The organism is Nitrosopumilus ureiphilus (assembly GCF_013407185.1).
Taxonomy (GTDB): Archaea; Thermoproteota; Nitrososphaeria; order Nitrososphaerales; family Nitrosopumilaceae; genus Nitrosopumilus; species Nitrosopumilus ureiphilus.
The window spans coordinates 478,052-493,723 of the sequence record NZ_CP026995.1 but is presented as its reverse complement, the minus strand read 5'-3'; the positions used below and the strand labels follow the sequence as shown (position 1 = coordinate 493,723).

The window sequence follows — 15,672 nt, the reverse complement described above, 5'->3', positions numbered from 1 at the left end:
CGTAATACGGTATCTCTTGTTATATATAACTCAGCCCCAGTAATTCCATGAAGCAGCAAACCATACACAATTGGCAACACTCGCCTTCCAAAACTCAGGTTGCAAGCAACCCTGTAAAAGCAGTGTCAAAATCCTTGCATAAAGCCAAGATCCCTACTTTCTCCACTGAGGATTTGATGGGGCTTTCATGGGTTCTGTTTGAGGAGAGATACTAGAATGCAAACACAATATTTTTTCCCAAATGTCAGGATTGTGTATAGCAAGATGCCGACCCATCTTGTTATGTTGCATCGCCAAGATTGTGTTGGGGAGATGATTAAATGAAACCTGCCAACAACAAAAAATTCCCCAGCGGTAGATTTTCATCTTCGCTGCTGACCCACATCGAACAAATCGAGAATTCAGATAGCGTCGATTCTCAATATGAGAACAAAGTAATGCTAGATGATTTTGATTTGTTTGTAAATCAAAAAAAATCAAGAAGAGGCAATCTAGTTAGGAGTGGCACATCAGCATGAGCGTAGTTTCTGTATCAGACATACTGAGGGCTTGCAAAACAGGAAATACGAAAAGTTTTGCAACATCATGTATTTTTGGAATGATGTTGAGTTTGTCTGTCTTAATGTTTGACGTTTCTGCGTTTGCAGAATCAACTCAAACTACAGTGACAAGACTTGATGATGAGATAAGTCTTGAAAAGACGATTCTCTCCATGAATATACCTGAAACAAATACACTTCCTTGGGGAACAATCAAAGGTAAAGTAAATGATCCTTCACAAGGATATCCTGTGATTATTCAAATCTTCAAATCCGATGAAGACGTCCCTATTCATGTTGCACAGGTTAGCTTGAAAGGAGATAATTCCTTTGAGTACAAGTTCCGATTGCTGTCAATAGATGAAGGCAACATCACCCATTTTTTTGAAGGAGACTATAATGTCAAAATCTTCAAGGTGATAAATACACCAAGAGATGATCTAGAATCTGTCTAGATCATCTTCATTTTTTTTAAAATTAAGTGATTTTGAGTCTATTTTACGCTTATAATATATTTTCAAAGAAGATAGTGTAGTTGCGCAAACATCTACAGACTGGAAAGTTTCAATGTATGCAAATGTATGACTGAATTTATCTAAAAATTAGAAATGATAGAGTTTATGGTTGAACTATATCTACTCTATCTTGAAGTCTATCATAGTATCCATTCAATTCCATTGAAGGAATGTAAAATGTAGCAGATACAGTATCACCTACTTGTAAATTACATTCAGGTACAACCACACTAGTGCCATACTGAGATTCTCCCACACATCCATATTCTGTGACTGCTATAACTGTTACATCTTCAGTAACTTGAGTTGGCATAATATTCCAAGGTGTAACTGTAAACACTATAACAACAGCTAAACCTATTATCATTAACGCCATTATTGTACGTCTGGATAATCTTTTTTCCATTTGTTTTGTTGTCATTTACTTTCACTTTGTTTACGCAGATATTCAATAAAAGGGAACTGGATGGATCATAGAATGAATTGAGAAAGAATAGGCCTATCTTTTTTCATAATTTTGTTTACAGAATAAAATTTGCATTGTTTACAAATTCTAGTTGAATTTAGATTTACAGTTATTACAATAACCAAACATCTCAAAACTACCCTTTACAATAAGATATTTTGACTTTTTTGCAACCCTATTTTGAATTTCTTTAAGGGAATCCTCATCAATGTCTTCTATTTTTCCACAATTCATGCAAACTAGATTGATATGTTCATCTGTATGAGCATCAAATCTTGCCTCTCCTTCAACTTCAATCTCATTGACTAGTTTTTTCTCTTTTAGAAGATCAAGGGTTTTGTATACGGTAGATAGGCTCACCATGGGGTATTTTTTTTGAATTGTCTTGTGAATGTGCTCAGCACTGGGATGCTCTTCAGTCTTTAAGAGATAATCTACGATGGCTATTCTTTGGGGCGTGATTCTAAAGCCTTCCTCACGCAGTGATGCTACTAATTCCTCTAATTGCTGCATGTCGGTTTTACCGGTATTTCATATTTATAGTTATTATCTATTAGGAACAATTCCTAATTAATAATAACACTTAATTAGGAATTGTTCCTAATAAGAATATGCAAATACAATCAGTTCAACAAAATCAATTAGAATCAGACAAAAAAACAGTAAACCGAGCAATTAGAATTTGTGTGAATTGTGGCAATACAGCAGTTCATGTTCAAAAATATGGAGTATTTTGCAAAGATTGTGGATCGTTTTTTGATGTGGAGAAAAAACACGATGAGTGAACATTTCTGCAGGAGTGTATGTGCTTACTATGATGCAGATGCAGAATTTAGAAATTCAGGAAACAATACTTTTAGAAAATATTGCACAATATGTGATCTAGAATTAATATCAAGATACTCCATTTGTCCATGCTGTCACAAATCTTTTGAGGATGTAAAATAATGGGCTATTCTTGTAAAGGTGTATGTAATGATTTTAAAGGAGAAAAAATTCCAAATGGATCAAGATATCTATATGGGCAAAAGAGATGCACTCTTTGTAGTATTTTTTTAATGGTTCAAAGCGTACGATGTCCATGTTGTGGTGCTCTTTTGAGAACAAATCCAAGAGGTAAAAAACAATAAAGAAAATTCATCTGGCTTTAATTGTTCTAGTATCTTTTATTGTTGTTGTGTTTGTCAACAGCTATATTCCTCACACGTATGATTTAGTTGAGCAACAAACAGAACCAGTTGATATTGAAAAAAGACTAGATGTTCTTTATGAAAACTTGGAACCATGTAAAGATGAAGAGAATTCAAGATTAGTTGCAATATGTGAATATCCAATTAAAAACGAAATTAAGATGTTAGAATTCAAGCAAAAATCCAAAACATTTGTCGTAGGACCAATAACATACTATTATGCTGGTGGAGAAGCTGAAATTTCTGAACAAGGAATGGCAGTTTTCAATTTAGAGATGTTGGCAGAAAATACAGGCTCATCAGATGTCGTATTGCTTCACTGTTCAGGAGCATTGTCTTGTAATTACCATCTCTCAGATGGCAAAATCAAATTCAAATTCTCTTCAAACAATTTTGCTGCAGGCAATATCGGAATAAATCCAGGTCAGACAAAATTACTCAACATTATTTTTGGACCAGGACAGGGATACGGAAACTATATTGATTTTGAATATGATCCTTCAAAAGAATACTATCTTTTGATTGATGAATCATTTGGGAGGGCAGAAATTCCTATGAATTTAGTTTCTAAAACAGGATGATTTTTAGTTCAAACATCTATGAAATTGAACCTAAAGTTTTAAACTAACATCTACAGCTTTTGAAGGATTCTTGTAATGCTCAAAGTATTTTTCGCAATACTTCGTTTAATGCTTGAGAATAACTAAATGATGTCTGGCTTTGTTGTATTATTTTTGCTTGATGGATTCGAAGTTTCTTGTACAAATCTTCGTCAATCATTATTGTAACACGTTTCTTCATATTATATGATATGAATATATGGAATATAAGATGTACTCAAATGTTCCAAATATGGTATTTATCTTTTTAAAATTCTGAGAACTGCTGAATCTTTTCTTCTTTATTTTTAAATAATATAATTCTCAAATTTTTGTTGTGACTAGATTTCAAAACAAAAAATCTGTTGGACTGACTGCCATAATGGCACTAATTGTCTTAATGGCAATGGGTGTAGATGATGTGTTTGGCGACCATGAGGCAGACAACCTAGTTCACGAGTTTGGAGAACTTTTAGAAGGTGTAGAAGCAGAAATTCTATCCATCCCAAATGATACGAAACCTTCTGTAGACACAACGGACACGATGCAAACTGAAAATATTTTGTCTCAGATTGTATACGTTGAAGCCTTTGACGAAGTAATTCGACAGCAAATTCTCTAAAGTACTCGTAGTTTTTCCCTAGTGGAAACTAAATTCTGAGTACTTGGTTTTACATTGATTTTATTTGAAGCCCGTACTCTAACCCCAATTTTTTCTCAAAAGATTAGAAATTTTTCAATGAGTCATTGCAAAAATTTTGGCAGTCTTTTAATTAAACTTGCAATAGATATTCTACCTGGACCTGCTGCAATAATTGACAAGACTGCTGCAAGCATCACAAGGTCCCATTCCCAGCCTCCTTGGGATACAAAAAACCCATTTTCCCATCTAATGTGAAATATCGCTCCAAGTAATATCACAGAAAATACTGCACCCGTAATTCTGGTGAGAACTCCTACAATTAGAAATATTCCTCCAATAAACTCGGCCAATGCAATCGGAAGTTGCATTTCAGGAGGCATGCCGATTCCTACAAGCCATTCCTGCCAGATAGGATCAAATTTCTTTAAACTGTGAACGATAAATATTGCACCAATTGATGCACGAATTCCCCAATGAGTAATGTCATGTAGAATGTTTCCCTTCATCTTGGTTTCAGTTAGCATTTGAAATTAGGCTGAAATTTTTAATTAAAAGGGTTTATCCAAATCCTGTTTGAGACTATAGGATAGTTTCAGTGGGAAAATGTGTACCATTTGCTATCTTGATTACAACATCAAAAATTTCCAGATTCATTATAAAATTCACAAGTTGAATGTTTTTCTAAAAAACGAATACTAGTATCATGGTGCCAGAGAGTCAGAAATTTTTTGTGAATGGTGTCAATAACAGAAATACTAAATGATTAAAATAAAAGATTCCCAAAAACTTGAGCAAGAATTGCCACGATTCCAATTATTAGAAGTTTAATTCCTAATTTCATGTAATTAACTTCTCACTTTTTGTTATTATTACGATGAGTCGCTTCAATCTTGTTCATTGATTATGTTCAGAGTCATACTTGATTTAATATGAGGTAGCGCCCGTATTGCTTTAGTAACGATATTTTCCAATGTGGTGTTATCAGGAGTCTCTATTTTACAAATAACATCATAAAATCCAAACACCACATCAACTTCTTTTACTTCAGGTATGTGACTGAGATTTTTTAATGTCGGATACTCTTTGCCTTTATCACAGTGAATCACCACATATGCTTGTGCAAGATTTTGTCCAAGCATTACTCCAATTAATTTCTCAGATGATTGAAATAATTCTCCCGATTCTGAACGAGTCAATGTCACTGTAGTGTGAATTTTTGGCATTTTACGAATAGTCCTAGTTACAATTTCTCGAATTTTCTCTTCAGAATCTAGTTCAAGTTGTGCTACAATATCATAAAGTCCAAGTGTCCCACGAGCTTCTTTTATCCCATCAATTTTTTTCAATGATGAAATTACTTCTTTCTCAGAACCCAAATCACAGTTCATCATGACATATGCTTTTGCCATTTTCAATGATCTTGTTTTTCGCGCTTTGGCTTTGAATGTGCTTTTATCATGTGCTTTTTGGTTCTTTCTGGATCAGTAAATTCCATATTACAGATTTTGCATGTGTTTGAAAAGATAGTTTCTCTTTTTAGAATGCTTTTCACCACATTCCTGTTAAAAGGCAACTTTGATTTCATATCAAAATTAATAATTTAACATTATAAGGCGTTGCTTAACATTGTTAATCTATCATAGATTAGTAACAATAGTTAAAGTCCCTTGAATTCTATCATCAGTATTGACAAAATCCAAAAAATATAGAGATCGAATATACATTGTAAAAGACATCATTCTTACTCTTTCAGAGTACGGACATCTGAATCAAACTGCTTTGTTTAGTTTTTGTGGATTAAATATTTCAAAACACAAAGAAATTTTAGATAATTTAGAACAAAATGACATTTTACAGAGAATAGAGACTGTTGAAGGAAAAAGAACAATTACAATTTTCAAAGTTACGCCCAAAGGAATGAATTTTTGTCATGAAATCTTAGAACCTTATGAACAATTATTCCCAAGAAGTGGAAAATCCTCTGATTCTTCAGTAAATCTGGGATGTTTATTCTTCGTCTAAGTGATACTTTGATGAAATGTCTCGATCTAAATCCTCACGTTTCTTCAGATAATTATAATATCTTTTGTTCCAGGAATTAAGAGATCTAAATTGTTGTATTCCGGCAACTAGCCAAATTCCAGAAGTTACTAAGACCACAGTCAATAAAACGGTCAATAATATTGCAAATTCACCCTCATTTTCTACCAGATGGAGGAATTTTGGGTGTGTCAACAAGTAAAGGGATATTCCTATTGCAAGTGGGGCCAAAATAACAGCGGATAATGAGACTCCCAACATCAATCCCTTGAGTTGCTGAATTTTTTCAATGAAAAGATCCATTGAACTTAGGATGTTGTTATGATTATCAGGCAAATTCTTCCTCTTTAATATTCAGAGAATTTTGTTTTATGTGTTTTGAATTTATTACGATTAAAGGTATGATGAAATTTTCTAAAATTCTCATTTCTAATCCATTACCTGTTTATAGTATATAGCAAATACTTAACAATGTTAATTCAATTTTATTAAAAATTGAATTAATTACAATTATGAAGAAAAAAATAGATGAAGAAGACAATACTTTGGATAAAAGAAACGATGATTGGTGGAGATTAGAAAAATCTCAGATAGGGAGGAGGAGATTTTGCTAGATATGACTTTTGTTGTAAGGAATATGTGACAGGTTAAAGGTGTCACAATTTCAAATTCATTACGTTATGGATTAGGACAAAAAAGATGTTTGTTATGTTCAATTTTTATTGAAACAAAATATCTCCGAGGTCCTTGTTGCAGTGTTCGTCTTAGAACAAAGTCAAGAAACAAAAAACATTCAAGCAAGTGATTGTTTGATTAACATTGTTAAGCATTCTCTAAATATCAACAACTCAATTATGGACTAATGCAGAAGCAACTACTACTCCAAATGGGAAATAGTGACTGTAATGCCATCCTCTATACATGTCCTAGTTTTCGTTTTCTGTCTATAGACACTAGGTAAAAGTTCCCAACTTGCTTCTGCATTTTAATTTCAATTTGAAATGTTAGTTAACAATGTTAATTGAAGTATATTACTGTCAAGTTATCAAAAACATTAATTGGTAAAATTAGCTTGTGCTGACTATGGTTTTGAGTGTGATTTTGTTACTGAAGGAGAAATGGAACAGGTGTTGCATGAGTTTGGGCAACATACTGAAAATGAGCATGGAATAGATTATTCAAAAGAAGCACTAATGCAGTTCATCTTGAGAAAAACACGTTGAAGAAAAATATCGAAGTGATTTTGCATGATTGAAAGTTTAGACTATAATTCCATATTGTTATTCTTAGATTCTTTCTTTCTTCAAGGGGATAATGGCGGAATTTTTGAATTTCTTGGACAAAATAGAGGTACACTGGGCAGTGACAATCCCATAGTGAAGGGGGTAATTCCAACATTATTTGGCGTGACAGGATTTGGAATTTTACTGAATTTCTTTAATTCCACTGTCAGAAAAAAATTAGTTGATCAAACAAAGCTGAAACGAATAATGACTGAAACTAAGGCATGGCAAAAAGAAAGAATGGCTGCAATGAGAGCAAAAGATCAGGCAAAAATAGCCCAACTGAGCAAAAAGTCATCTTACATGAACAAAATGTCAATGGAGATGATGCAAATGAACATGAAACCTATGATGATTACTTTTGTACCATTAATCTTGATTTTTTATCTTGTGTTGCCACAGTTATTTTCACACACAGTTGCATTGTCTCCAATTCCACTAAACATTTTCCCAGGGGATTTCTTTCACTTAACATGTACTGCTCAACAAGTATCTGATTCGGCCAATGTTTGTACACAAGAAAATGCACTCTATCTTTGGGCGTGGTATTTTCTTTCATCTATTTCATTTAGTGGAATTATAATGAAAGTAACAAAAACCTCAATGGGGTTATCTTAAAAGGACAAATTATTTTTAATGTAATAAGAAATATCTAATCATTACTTCTAAAAGACCATTTTAATTCACCATTACTTTTCACAAATTCTTCTGGTCTAACTTTGTCGTGATTACTTTTGATATGAGACATGTAAGTTTCAAGTGAAATAAAGTCTTGTTTGCATATGGGACAAGTTTTACTAAATACCATAAGAAATATTGGAAAATTTTGCTTTTAGTGGTTCCTTAACAATGTTAATTATTGTATATATGCATGAAAATTATTTCTCATCATTGGATAAAAAAAAGAAAAAACCATCTAAACTATCTAGGACAAACTTAATCTCAATTGCCATAATTGCCGGAGTTGTTGTTTTGATTGGCGGCATTGCATTGAACTCTTTTAGCCCAGTTAATTCTGATGGTCTTGTTTTTGCCCCTTCATCAAACATTTTTCTAAAAGCAGTAAAATCGGCTCAAGGAAGTTATCATTATCAGCATACAAAAGGAGGCAAAGTACTTCCTTTTTCAGAAGGCACATCCCCTCCAATCACTGCATCAAAGGGAAATCTAATTCAAATCCATTTAATTAATGAAGAAGAAAATGAGTCAGGAAATACATCAAAGCATAATCTCAATATTGATGAATTTAATGTCCATATCAAAGATCTCAGCTATTTTCAAAGTGAATCAGCCACATTTTTGGCAGACAAGGAAGGCAGTTTTGATTATTACTGCACAATTCATCCAGAAATGAGGGGAATCATCACAGTATCTTGAAAATTCATCAACGCCTTAATTGAATAATCAATCAGAATTAAACTAATTCTAAATAACGGCATTTTATCATAAATCCATTGAAAGACATTTCAGAACCAAGACATCTTGAACCTCATCTAAAGGAATCAAGTGCAATGCGGGATTTTGTATTTGGATTTGGAGATGGTATTAACACATCATTAGGAATTGCTGCAGGTGTAGGAGGAGCTGACATTTCATCTAACATCATAGTACTTGCAGCACTTGTTGGGATGTTTACGGGTGCAAAAGCTATGGCTGTTCAAAATTATCTTGCAGTAAAAACTCAAAGACAATTGCTCACATCAGAAATTAAACGTGAGAAATGGGAGATTGAAAATAAACCAGATGATGAAAGACAGGAAATAGCAGACATCTACAAAGCCAAGGGTTTTTCTGGAAAAGATCTTGAAATGATTGTAAATAAAATAACTTCTGACAAAAAAGTTTGGTTAGATACTATGCTTACAGAAGAATTAAACTTGAATTTAGAAATTGCCGGAAGCCCAATTAAAAGTGCACTGAGAATGTTTGTCTCTTTTTTAATTGGAGGGATGCTACCAATACTGCCATTCTTTTTTTCATCAGGACTATCTGCACTATTTATTGCAATAGGGATTAGTGTTTCAACATCATTTACTGTCGGCGTAATTAAATCAAAAATGGCAAACACAAACAGGTTAGCTGGAGGATTAGAGATGGCAGGTCTTGGAACAGGTATTGCGTTATTAGGGTATGGAATAGGTAGTGAACTGGCCAATTTGGGAATAATCAATATCTAGAAAGAGTTCTAAAGAATAATTTCTGTAAGGAGTTGTCTGAATTCTAATCATTCTTAGTAATCAATCTGTCTTATTCTAACAGAACTTCCTTTGCTTTCCAGATAATGTCCAATAAAATTGGTCATCTGTTCTCCAATTGTATACCCTAATGCACCTTCCATGATTCCAGATTTTTCAATGGTGTTTGCCAATTCTTCACTGATTTGAATATTAAAAAATGTCCAACCAAATTTATCAAATGGTTTTTCAATTTTAAATCCATTTTCCACAGCACATTCATTTTTCAGATCTGTTAATGCTTGAGTTACTATTGGAATTTCTTTATCATAACTTTTAGTACTAAGCTGAAACAAAGGATTCAATTAACTACACACCACATAATTCATCTTTTATCTCAAATGAACTATCTTTTCATTTATCTTATAATTTATCATCAAAATGACTAGTGTGTCGAGTCACTCTGTCTTGAGTGGTTCCGGATTCTTCTGGATATGAATCTCTATGAGATCTTTCTCGCAGTTCCTCCTCGCGTTCCTTTCTTGCATGATGTAGTCTATCTTTTTCATGAATGAATTCTTGACCACATTTCTGACATTTTAGAATGGTTTTATGATGTTCGTGTCTTACATGAACTATCAAATCACCATGGTCTGAGAATTTTGCATCACATTGTGTGCAATTATTTTTTTTACTGAACGGATTTTTCATATTGATTGTAGATCCTAAAAACATGATATAAAGATGGATTAACTATGTTAATTGATGTTTAATATCCACTAAAGATATCAGGCAATATGAAAAAAATGTTTAGAGAAATTTCATTGTTAGTCTTATTGCCACTAATTTTGATGTCAGTATCTCTTGCAGTTGTAGGAACGCACACAATGAAGATAGCAAATATCCCTAGACCTACAAAGATAAAACAAGAGTCTACAGATATTCAGATTAATTGTGATGGTAATTTATGTCACAATATCAAAAATTTAGAACATTCATTGTTTGAATTTGAAAAAATTTTTTTAGTGTTAATCCCAAATTCATGATCAATTAAATTCAAAATCAAGACCTATGAACTATAGAAAAATCACTCCATCAAAGACCAAACAAAACTATTCATTATTAAATTCCAGATTTTATGATGGGTCCAAACAGATGAGCATTAAATTCACTCTAAATTTTACTTATGCTTCTCGTACTTTGGGCAAATTCCAATTAAACTTCATTGCAAGCAGTCTAATTCCAGTAGCAGCTACAATTCCAATAATTGATGCAATCTGAATCTCTACACCAGATGACAAAGTAACATAAAAAATTACAATTCCAATAATTGATGCAATTGCATATACTTCCTTTACAAAGACAATAGGAATTTCTCGAACAAAGACATCTCTGAGAATCCCACCTCCAATTGCAGTAATCATTCCACCAAATAGCATTGGAAGAAAATTCAAACCCACTATTTGGTATGCAATGGATGCACCTAGTATAGAAAACACACCCAAGCCTACTGCATCAAAAATTAACCAGACATTCATCTGCTTTTTCATTTTTGTAAATAAAAAAAACATCACAACTCCTGTAATGACAGTTAGAGTAACATAGATTGGATCAGAGAAAGCTGTTGGGAATCGTCCAAAGATTACATCACGTGTAACTCCACCACCGACTCCAACTACGGTAGCCAAAACAATAATTCCAAAGACATCAGCTTTGTGAGAGATTGCTTTTGATGCTCCAGTTACTGCAAATGCAATTGTCCCCAAGTAATCTAAAATACTGATAAAGCCATCTATTGGAAAAGAGAAATCCACCAATCAATAGAATGGCAGAAATATTACTAATTAAGATTAGTGAAAAAGATCGAGTTTGAAAGAATAAAGATTAAAAATTTAATTGAAAAAAGTATTGTTTAGCCAAATAGTGAGGATAATCCTTCCATGGCTGCTTCTTCGGTTTTACCTTCGTCTTTAGGTGCTTCTTCTTTCTTTGCTTCACCGGCTGCCTCTGCTGGGGCGGCTGCTGCAACTGCTACAGGTGCGGCTTTGACTGCCTCATCGATGTTAACATCGGCCAAGGCTGCCACTAGTGCTTTAACTTGAGCATCATTAACTTCGGCACCAGATGCTTTAACAACTGATGTGAGGTTTGCTTCGTTAACTTCTTTGTCCAGTTTGTGAAGAAGTAAAGCAGCGTAAACATATTCCATTGTATCGAGATTTCCTTAGGGCATAATATAAAACTATGGCGAACTCAGGTTCTGTTACCTCTTAGGTTTTTCTTATCTCTGTTACTTTTTGGTTGCTGAAATCACACTTCTTGAATTTTAGATTTGACCTTTTGAATAACTTCGTCTGGAATGTCTGTCATATTATGAACATTTTTTGCATGTTCTGATATTTGTTCAAACAATTCATTTTCATCTTTTGCAGTAGTTGACCATGCACAACCATCAACTACATCCCCACAAGCGAATTTTTTTGCCATGGTTTGGGTTGTAACTAGGTATTTTTATGATTATCTACAGGCGTTTTGAATCAAGGTTTTCCATTTGTTATCTCCTTTGACTTCAATTCCACATGCTTCTGATGGAATTAGATGGTATCCATTAAAAAATCAGCAACTGAAAAGTAACACGGAGAAAACAACCGATGACGAAACAGAACCCGAACTCACGCCTAGAATTTATAAATCTAGTTTAAAATTTTCAGACTTCGGCAAACAGCATATAGTGTTCGTTTGAGATTTTTGTCAATCAGAGTATCCATTCTGTTTCGTAGTACTCGCTTTGCCTCATCTCGTTCTGTTCCCTGTGGCAATGACAGAACTGTGTTGATAAATTCAGGTAAAGATTCGCGAATCCATCCATCAAGCATTGCATAAATTTTTGGTGGCAAGATATCACATTTGTCAACATCAAGATCTAATATTCCAGTAAAATTCTCATGCTCTACTCTATACACAAGGGCCAATACAACATTGTCCGGAGTTGGATGCTCTAGTATTTCTCGGGAGCGCTCTCCTGTTTTTCCTTGGGCAATCTTGTTTTTCAAACCAATTGGATTTACAATGACGCCATTAATTCCTACTTTACGTCCGTCTACTCCAGTGACTACACCGAAGATAAAGTCGTTGAAGTCGCCATTCTTTTTGATGGAGAAAACTTGAACCCCTTCTTTTAGAACAGGTTTCTTGCCAAACATGAAAAGAGTGCGTTATGTATTCTATTTATTCCTGCTCAATAGGACATAATTCTCACGAATTATATTCATTTCAAAATACCTAAAATCAAAGCAGCATAAAGATTTTTTCCTGAAGACCTTTTCCCTACAATATTTCGAAGCATATTTTTCAGATCTTAGAATCGCTTTTGGATTTTGTAAATTATAATTGCAGGTGCTGCAAAATACATTCCCACATTAAGTACAATCAAAGAAAACCCATTCCCAATACGGATTCATCAGATTCCATGTCAACATAGTTCAATATAAAAAGCGAACTTATCATAGGCGTGATTACAAGTTTGACTGCTTCTTTGAATAGTGGATTTTCTCTTTCATAATCAGATATTATCGTGGAGAATGAATAATAGAGATCATTAAACGAACTTATAAAGGAAGTACCAGATCCTGTTTGCAGTAGTTTGTGATCTCTGATTTCTCTGAGTTGCTGGACTTTAGATGCCATCTCTGAGCCATATGTTGCAGTAGCAATTAGACAGCCTCTACCTTTAGATGAAATCGCATCAGGAGATTCCGATGCCGAATTACTTTGAGTGATTGTTTTAGTTTCAGTTATAGTTTGCTCACCTTATTTGGAATTTGCAACAATATCATATCTTCCTGCCTTTCCAGATTCAGGAATTTTGAATTTAAGATAAAATGAACCAGCATCTCCCAAAGTAACAGTTCTAATCAGAATTGTTTCTCCGTCTGAATTTTAATTTCAAGTGCAACAGTCACCGACACTTCCATTTTCAGCACTACCATTAATTTCTATAGTATCCCCTCCCGCAAATTGTTCCTTGTTGGTGTTAATTGTTATAGTTTCAAAAAATAAAATAGGAATGTCTCACAATAGATTTTCAGACTGATTATTTCTAAAGGAATCCATGATTTTGATATTAGGTGATTTTAAGGAACATATCTGAAAGCATTGTTTAATATAATCAGTCAAGAGATAAAATGATAGAATTATGCCTATTTCCCCACTGTTTTATTAAATAATAAATAATATTTATTAAAAAGCAGTGGGTACTAAAATCGTGGTCTCAGTGATTACCAGGGAGAAAAATGGTAAAAAATACCTTTACCTTAAACACACAACAGGGAACAGACAAAAAGAAAAGTATCTTGGATTGTCAATCCCTCAGAATATTGAGAATATCAAAAAAGAATTCATGTTGGAATTTTATGATGAAGAGTGGGACAAGCAAGTAAATACAATATCTGTTAACTATAAAAAAGAGACAAGGAAAAAACCAGCATCAATAAAACAAAAAGACTTTGAGAGCTTTGGGATATCATTTACATACAACACGCAAAGAATGGAAGGCTCTAGTCTCACAGAGTCTGACACCAAAGACTTGTTGATATACGGAGTAACTCCTGCAAGAAAATCACAGATAGATTCCATTGAGACTGCAAAACACTATGATTTGTTTATGAGATTGGTCACATCCAAAGTTACAAAGATTACAAAGAAAACAATACTACAATGGCACAAGGAAATCTTTGGTCAGACAAAAATTGGTGAGGCAGGAGGCATTAGATCATACAGAGTAGGAGTAACCACAAACAGTAAAATCGAATTTGCAACAGTTACAAAGATTCCAAAGAGACTGCAAGAGTGTTTTTCATGGCTAAACAAGTATGATGGAAAAAACTTTGTAGAACTTGCAGCATTGGCACATTACAAGTTTGTCTCAATTCATCCGTTTGGTGATGGCAATGGTAGGATATCAAGACTGATTATGAATTATATTTTATTTTCACATGGATGTCCTCTAATGCTTATCAAAAATAATGACCGACGTGCATATTTCAAATCACTAGAGAAATCACAGTTGAATCATGATGAGATTCATTTTCTAAAATGGTTTATGAAATATTATATCAAGGCAAACAAGCAGTATTTGTAATTGGTCAAAATACAGTACCCACTGTAAAATATAATTTTAGATTAATAATTTGAAAGTACAGTGGGTAAATTGAGAGTGAATGAGCATATCGGCAATCAGTAAAAAAAGAAACCCTCCTCTTTGTGCGTAAAATGGTCCCTGATAATCTGGTATAAGATTATGAAAAAAAGGTCAAATAGCCATAGAATCATAAGGGAATAAAAATTTTAAACCCAAGAAATGGAATAGAGTTTAATTAATTTAAAGACCATTAAACTTGAAGGAATTGATCAAAGATCACAAAATAAACTGGAAGTATTTAGTAATTTTTCTAACTATTGGATTAATTAGTATGTCATATCTAATTTCTGAAACACAAGCTGATGGATCAGTTGAATTTAAAAAATACAAGGTAATCAATTCCCACAAAGTTTGCGGGGATAAGATATGTTCTGAGATTGACGAGCAAAGATCACAAAAAGGCCTCTCAACTAGAGACACCAAAATATGTGGAGACAGACCATGTCATGATATTACAAGCAAAAAAATAACTCCTTTCAACAAATCAAGCCCACTTGGACAATACAAACTAGGAATTGCACTTGAACTAATTGAATGCAAAGAAGGTCAAACCATCATAATCAAAACAACAAACCTGTTACCAGCTTGTGTCAACGTAGAAAACATTGGGAAATTCAGAGAAAGAAATTGGGCAGTGTCAGAACAAATACAGCAAGAGATTTTTGAAAAACGTGCAGATGACAGAAAAAAAGGGTTGGTAGCAGAAAAAATACTTGCAGACTTTGATGTTGGATTAAATATCATACCCGATGAAATATCAAATCAAAGATACTTGGCAATAGAAGGATTTGGATGGCATAGACTGCACAATGTAGAAATTACAGTTTCTAGTCAAGATTTTGAAGAATCAATAAGAACAAAAACTACAGACAGGGGATATTTGAATACACTATGGCAGATTCCGGATTTAGTCGGAGGCAAAATGTATAATATTTTTGCAACAGATGGAATTCATGAATTCGAGTTAGATATTCCTATTGCAATTAAACTAGATTAACTTTGCAGAAATTACTTAATCTATAG

28 protein-coding genes are annotated in these 15,672 nt (G+C 33.5%); 14 read left to right on the top strand and 14 right to left on the bottom strand.

The features are described 5' to 3' along the window. Nucleotides 1–47 precede the first annotated feature (47 nt). From C5F50_RS02740 to C5F50_RS02730, 3 genes are all read left to right on the top strand, one after another. Nucleotides 48–215, top strand: a complete 168-nt coding sequence (locus C5F50_RS02740) for a hypothetical protein (protein ID WP_179372172.1) — start codon at nucleotides 48–50, stop codon at nucleotides 213–215. A gap of 105 nt (nucleotides 216–320) precedes the next feature. Next, nucleotides 321–518, top strand: coding sequence for a hypothetical protein (locus C5F50_RS02735; protein WP_179372171.1), 198 nt, complete (start codon nucleotides 321–323; stop codon nucleotides 516–518). After that, nucleotides 515–994, top strand: a complete 480-nt coding sequence (locus tag C5F50_RS02730; RefSeq protein WP_246282116.1) for a hypothetical protein — start codon at nucleotides 515–517, stop codon at nucleotides 992–994. The genes C5F50_RS02735 and C5F50_RS02730 overlap by 4 nt, the downstream gene beginning before the upstream one ends. Before the next feature lie 163 nt (nucleotides 995–1,157). On the opposite strand, the gene C5F50_RS02725 is transcribed toward C5F50_RS02730, so the two are convergent. Beyond that, nucleotides 1,158–1,475: a hypothetical protein gene (locus C5F50_RS02725; RefSeq protein ID WP_179372170.1), complete on the bottom strand. Its 318-nt coding sequence runs from the start codon at nucleotides 1,473–1,475 to the stop codon at nucleotides 1,158–1,160. A gap of 132 nt (nucleotides 1,476–1,607) precedes the next feature. After that, on the bottom strand, nucleotides 1,608–2,033 hold the full coding sequence (locus C5F50_RS02720) for a Fur family transcriptional regulator (protein WP_179372169.1): 426 nt from the start codon (nucleotides 2,031–2,033) through the stop codon (nucleotides 1,608–1,610). A 98-nt stretch (nucleotides 2,034–2,131) separates the two neighbouring features. Here C5F50_RS02720 and C5F50_RS02715 point away from each other — a divergent pair, with 98 nt between their 5' ends. Next, nucleotides 2,132–2,305, top strand: coding sequence for a hypothetical protein (locus tag C5F50_RS02715; RefSeq protein WP_179372168.1), 174 nt, complete (start codon nucleotides 2,132–2,134; stop codon nucleotides 2,303–2,305). A 392-nt stretch (nucleotides 2,306–2,697) separates the two neighbouring features. Further along, a complete protein-coding gene (locus C5F50_RS02710) occupies nucleotides 2,698–3,291 on the top strand; it encodes a hypothetical protein (protein WP_179372167.1) in 594 nt (197 codons plus the stop codon). Nucleotides 3,292–3,370: 79 nt separating this feature from the next. Here C5F50_RS02710 and C5F50_RS02705 read toward each other — a convergent pair whose 3' ends face one another. Beyond that, nucleotides 3,371–3,511 carry a hypothetical protein gene (locus tag C5F50_RS02705; RefSeq protein WP_179372166.1) on the bottom strand — a complete coding sequence of 47 codons (141 nt, stop codon included), beginning with the start codon at nucleotides 3,509–3,511 and terminating at the stop codon, nucleotides 3,371–3,373. Between the two features lie 135 nt (nucleotides 3,512–3,646). On the opposite strand from C5F50_RS02705, the gene C5F50_RS02700 reads away from it, so the two are divergent. Next, nucleotides 3,647–3,931 carry a hypothetical protein gene (locus C5F50_RS02700; protein ID WP_179372165.1) on the top strand — a complete coding sequence of 95 codons (285 nt, stop codon included), beginning with the start codon at nucleotides 3,647–3,649 and terminating at the stop codon, nucleotides 3,929–3,931. A gap of 122 nt (nucleotides 3,932–4,053) precedes the next feature. On the opposite strand, the gene C5F50_RS02695 is transcribed toward C5F50_RS02700, so the two are convergent. Next, complete coding sequence (locus tag C5F50_RS02695; protein WP_179372164.1) at nucleotides 4,054–4,476, bottom strand: DoxX family protein; 423 nt, start codon at nucleotides 4,474–4,476, stop codon at nucleotides 4,054–4,056. A 360-nt stretch (nucleotides 4,477–4,836) separates the two neighbouring features. After that, nucleotides 4,837–5,361, bottom strand: coding sequence for an Lrp/AsnC ligand binding domain-containing protein (locus C5F50_RS02690; RefSeq protein WP_179372163.1), 525 nt, complete (start codon nucleotides 5,359–5,361; stop codon nucleotides 4,837–4,839). A 277-nt stretch (nucleotides 5,362–5,638) separates the two neighbouring features. Between C5F50_RS02690 and C5F50_RS02685 the strand changes: the two genes are divergently transcribed. After that, complete coding sequence (locus C5F50_RS02685) at nucleotides 5,639–5,974, top strand: hypothetical protein (protein WP_179372162.1); 336 nt, start codon at nucleotides 5,639–5,641, stop codon at nucleotides 5,972–5,974. On the opposite strand, the gene C5F50_RS02680 is transcribed toward C5F50_RS02685, so the two are convergent. Then, the gene (locus C5F50_RS02680; protein ID WP_179372881.1) at nucleotides 5,960–6,295 is read right to left on the bottom strand and encodes a hypothetical protein; all 336 of its coding nucleotides are present in this window, start codon (nucleotides 6,293–6,295) and stop codon (nucleotides 5,960–5,962) included. The two genes, C5F50_RS02685 and C5F50_RS02680, sit on opposite strands and share 15 nt — an antisense overlap. 755 nt (nucleotides 6,296–7,050) lie before the next feature. Between C5F50_RS02680 and C5F50_RS02675 the strand changes: the two genes are divergently transcribed. Then, nucleotides 7,051–7,215, top strand: coding sequence for a DUF1059 domain-containing protein (locus C5F50_RS02675; protein ID WP_179372161.1), 165 nt, complete (start codon nucleotides 7,051–7,053; stop codon nucleotides 7,213–7,215). A gap of 24 nt (nucleotides 7,216–7,239) precedes the next feature. Next, entirely contained in the window at nucleotides 7,240–7,893 is a 654-nt protein-coding gene (locus C5F50_RS02670) for an EMC3/TMCO1 family protein (RefSeq protein WP_179372160.1), read from the top strand. Between the two features lie 34 nt (nucleotides 7,894–7,927). Here the strand turns inward: C5F50_RS02670 and C5F50_RS02665 are convergent, their stop codons facing one another. Next, the gene (locus tag C5F50_RS02665; protein WP_179372159.1) at nucleotides 7,928–8,083 is read right to left on the bottom strand and encodes a hypothetical protein; all 156 of its coding nucleotides are present in this window, start codon (nucleotides 8,081–8,083) and stop codon (nucleotides 7,928–7,930) included. Nucleotides 8,084–8,166: 83 nt separating this feature from the next. On the opposite strand from C5F50_RS02665, the gene C5F50_RS02660 reads away from it, so the two are divergent. Together C5F50_RS02660 and C5F50_RS02655 are read left to right on the top strand one after the other, a co-directional pair. After that, a complete protein-coding gene (locus C5F50_RS02660; protein WP_246282115.1) occupies nucleotides 8,167–8,652 on the top strand; it encodes a cupredoxin domain-containing protein in 486 nt (161 codons plus the stop codon). Nucleotides 8,653–8,729: 77 nt separating this feature from the next. Then, on the top strand, nucleotides 8,730–9,452 hold the full coding sequence (locus C5F50_RS02655; protein ID WP_179372157.1) for a VIT1/CCC1 transporter family protein: 723 nt from the start codon (nucleotides 8,730–8,732) through the stop codon (nucleotides 9,450–9,452). 53 nt (nucleotides 9,453–9,505) lie between these two features. On the opposite strand, the gene C5F50_RS02650 is transcribed toward C5F50_RS02655, so the two are convergent. Further along, nucleotides 9,506–9,814 (bottom strand): hypothetical protein, encoded by a 309-nt coding sequence (locus C5F50_RS02650; RefSeq protein WP_179372156.1) that lies wholly within the window; start codon nucleotides 9,812–9,814, stop codon nucleotides 9,506–9,508. 58 nt (nucleotides 9,815–9,872) lie between these two features. Continuing rightward, nucleotides 9,873–10,160 carry a hypothetical protein gene (locus C5F50_RS02645; RefSeq protein WP_179372155.1) on the bottom strand — a complete coding sequence of 96 codons (288 nt, stop codon included), beginning with the start codon at nucleotides 10,158–10,160 and terminating at the stop codon, nucleotides 9,873–9,875. Between the two features lie 86 nt (nucleotides 10,161–10,246). Between C5F50_RS02645 and C5F50_RS02640 the strand changes: the two genes are divergently transcribed. Then, nucleotides 10,247–10,495, top strand: coding sequence for a hypothetical protein (locus C5F50_RS02640; protein WP_179372154.1), 249 nt, complete (start codon nucleotides 10,247–10,249; stop codon nucleotides 10,493–10,495). Nucleotides 10,496–10,633: 138 nt separating this feature from the next. Here the strand turns inward: C5F50_RS02640 and C5F50_RS02635 are convergent, their stop codons facing one another. From C5F50_RS02635 to C5F50_RS02615, 5 genes are all read right to left on the bottom strand, one after another. After that, on the bottom strand, nucleotides 10,634–11,266 hold the full coding sequence (locus C5F50_RS02635) for a trimeric intracellular cation channel family protein (protein WP_179372153.1): 633 nt from the start codon (nucleotides 11,264–11,266) through the stop codon (nucleotides 10,634–10,636). 95 nt (nucleotides 11,267–11,361) lie between these two features. Then, nucleotides 11,362–11,658, bottom strand: a complete 297-nt coding sequence (gene rpl12p / locus C5F50_RS02630; RefSeq protein ID WP_109876401.1) for a 50S ribosomal protein P1 — start codon at nucleotides 11,656–11,658, stop codon at nucleotides 11,362–11,364. A gap of 101 nt (nucleotides 11,659–11,759) precedes the next feature. Then, the gene (locus C5F50_RS02625; RefSeq protein ID WP_179372152.1) at nucleotides 11,760–11,936 is read right to left on the bottom strand and encodes a DUF1059 domain-containing protein; all 177 of its coding nucleotides are present in this window, start codon (nucleotides 11,934–11,936) and stop codon (nucleotides 11,760–11,762) included. Nucleotides 11,937–12,142: 206 nt separating this feature from the next. After that, the gene (locus tag C5F50_RS02620) at nucleotides 12,143–12,652 is read right to left on the bottom strand and encodes a hypothetical protein (protein ID WP_179372151.1); all 510 of its coding nucleotides are present in this window, start codon (nucleotides 12,650–12,652) and stop codon (nucleotides 12,143–12,145) included. A gap of 226 nt (nucleotides 12,653–12,878) precedes the next feature. Continuing rightward, on the bottom strand, nucleotides 12,879–13,136 hold the full coding sequence (locus C5F50_RS02615) for a CFI-box-CTERM domain-containing protein (protein ID WP_179372150.1): 258 nt from the start codon (nucleotides 13,134–13,136) through the stop codon (nucleotides 12,879–12,881). Nucleotides 13,137–13,713: 577 nt separating this feature from the next. Here C5F50_RS02615 and C5F50_RS02610 point away from each other — a divergent pair. Both C5F50_RS02610 and C5F50_RS02605 read left to right on the top strand, forming a co-directional pair. Further along, nucleotides 13,714–14,589, top strand: coding sequence for a Fic family protein (locus C5F50_RS02610; protein WP_179372149.1), 876 nt, complete (start codon nucleotides 13,714–13,716; stop codon nucleotides 14,587–14,589). Between the two features lie 331 nt (nucleotides 14,590–14,920). Continuing rightward, nucleotides 14,921–15,646, top strand: coding sequence for a hypothetical protein (locus C5F50_RS02605; protein ID WP_179372148.1), 726 nt, complete (start codon nucleotides 14,921–14,923; stop codon nucleotides 15,644–15,646). The last annotated feature ends 26 nt before the right edge of the window (nucleotides 15,647–15,672 follow it).

Bases quoted from the DNA above. Each gene is read 5' to 3' on its own strand.
- C5F50_RS02740 (WP_179372172.1), top strand. From the start codon at position 48: ATGAAGCAGCAAACCATACACAATTGGCAACACTCGCCTTCCAAAACT.
- C5F50_RS02735 (WP_179372171.1), top strand. From the start codon at position 321: ATGAAACCTGCCAACAACAAAAAATTCCCCAGCGGTAGATTTTCATCT.
- C5F50_RS02730 (WP_246282116.1), top strand. From the start codon at position 515: ATGAGCGTAGTTTCTGTATCAGACATACTGAGGGCTTGCAAAACAGGA.
- C5F50_RS02725 (WP_179372170.1), bottom strand. From the start codon at position 1,475: ATGACAACAAAACAAATGGAAAAAAGATTATCCAGACGTACAATAATG.
- C5F50_RS02720 (WP_179372169.1), bottom strand. From the start codon at position 2,033: ATGCAGCAATTAGAGGAATTAGTAGCATCACTGCGTGAGGAAGGCTTT.
- C5F50_RS02715 (WP_179372168.1), top strand. From the start codon at position 2,132: ATGCAAATACAATCAGTTCAACAAAATCAATTAGAATCAGACAAAAAA.
- C5F50_RS02705 (WP_179372166.1), bottom strand. From the start codon at position 3,511: ATGAAGAAACGTGTTACAATAATGATTGACGAAGATTTGTACAAGAAA.
- C5F50_RS02695 (WP_179372164.1), bottom strand. From the start codon at position 4,476: ATGCTAACTGAAACCAAGATGAAGGGAAACATTCTACATGACATTACT.
- C5F50_RS02690 (WP_179372163.1), bottom strand. From the start codon at position 5,361: ATGGCAAAAGCATATGTCATGATGAACTGTGATTTGGGTTCTGAGAAA.
- C5F50_RS02680 (WP_179372881.1), bottom strand. From the start codon at position 6,295: ATGGATCTTTTCATTGAAAAAATTCAGCAACTCAAGGGATTGATGTTG.
- C5F50_RS02670 (WP_179372160.1), top strand. From the start codon at position 7,240: ATGATTGAAAGTTTAGACTATAATTCCATATTGTTATTCTTAGATTCT.
- C5F50_RS02665 (WP_179372159.1), bottom strand. From the start codon at position 8,083: ATGGTATTTAGTAAAACTTGTCCCATATGCAAACAAGACTTTATTTCA.
- C5F50_RS02645 (WP_179372155.1), bottom strand. From the start codon at position 10,160: ATGAAAAATCCGTTCAGTAAAAAAAATAATTGCACACAATGTGATGCA.
- C5F50_RS02640 (WP_179372154.1), top strand. From the start codon at position 10,247: ATGAAAAAAATGTTTAGAGAAATTTCATTGTTAGTCTTATTGCCACTA.
- rpl12p (WP_109876401.1), bottom strand. From the start codon at position 11,658: ATGGAATATGTTTACGCTGCTTTACTTCTTCACAAACTGGACAAAGAA.
- C5F50_RS02625 (WP_179372152.1), bottom strand. From the start codon at position 11,936: ATGGCAAAAAAATTCGCTTGTGGGGATGTAGTTGATGGTTGTGCATGG.
- C5F50_RS02620 (WP_179372151.1), bottom strand. From the start codon at position 12,652: ATGTTTGGCAAGAAACCTGTTCTAAAAGAAGGGGTTCAAGTTTTCTCC.
- C5F50_RS02615 (WP_179372150.1), bottom strand. From the start codon at position 13,136: ATGGCATCTAAAGTCCAGCAACTCAGAGAAATCAGAGATCACAAACTA.
- C5F50_RS02605 (WP_179372148.1), top strand. From the start codon at position 14,921: ATGTCATATCTAATTTCTGAAACACAAGCTGATGGATCAGTTGAATTT.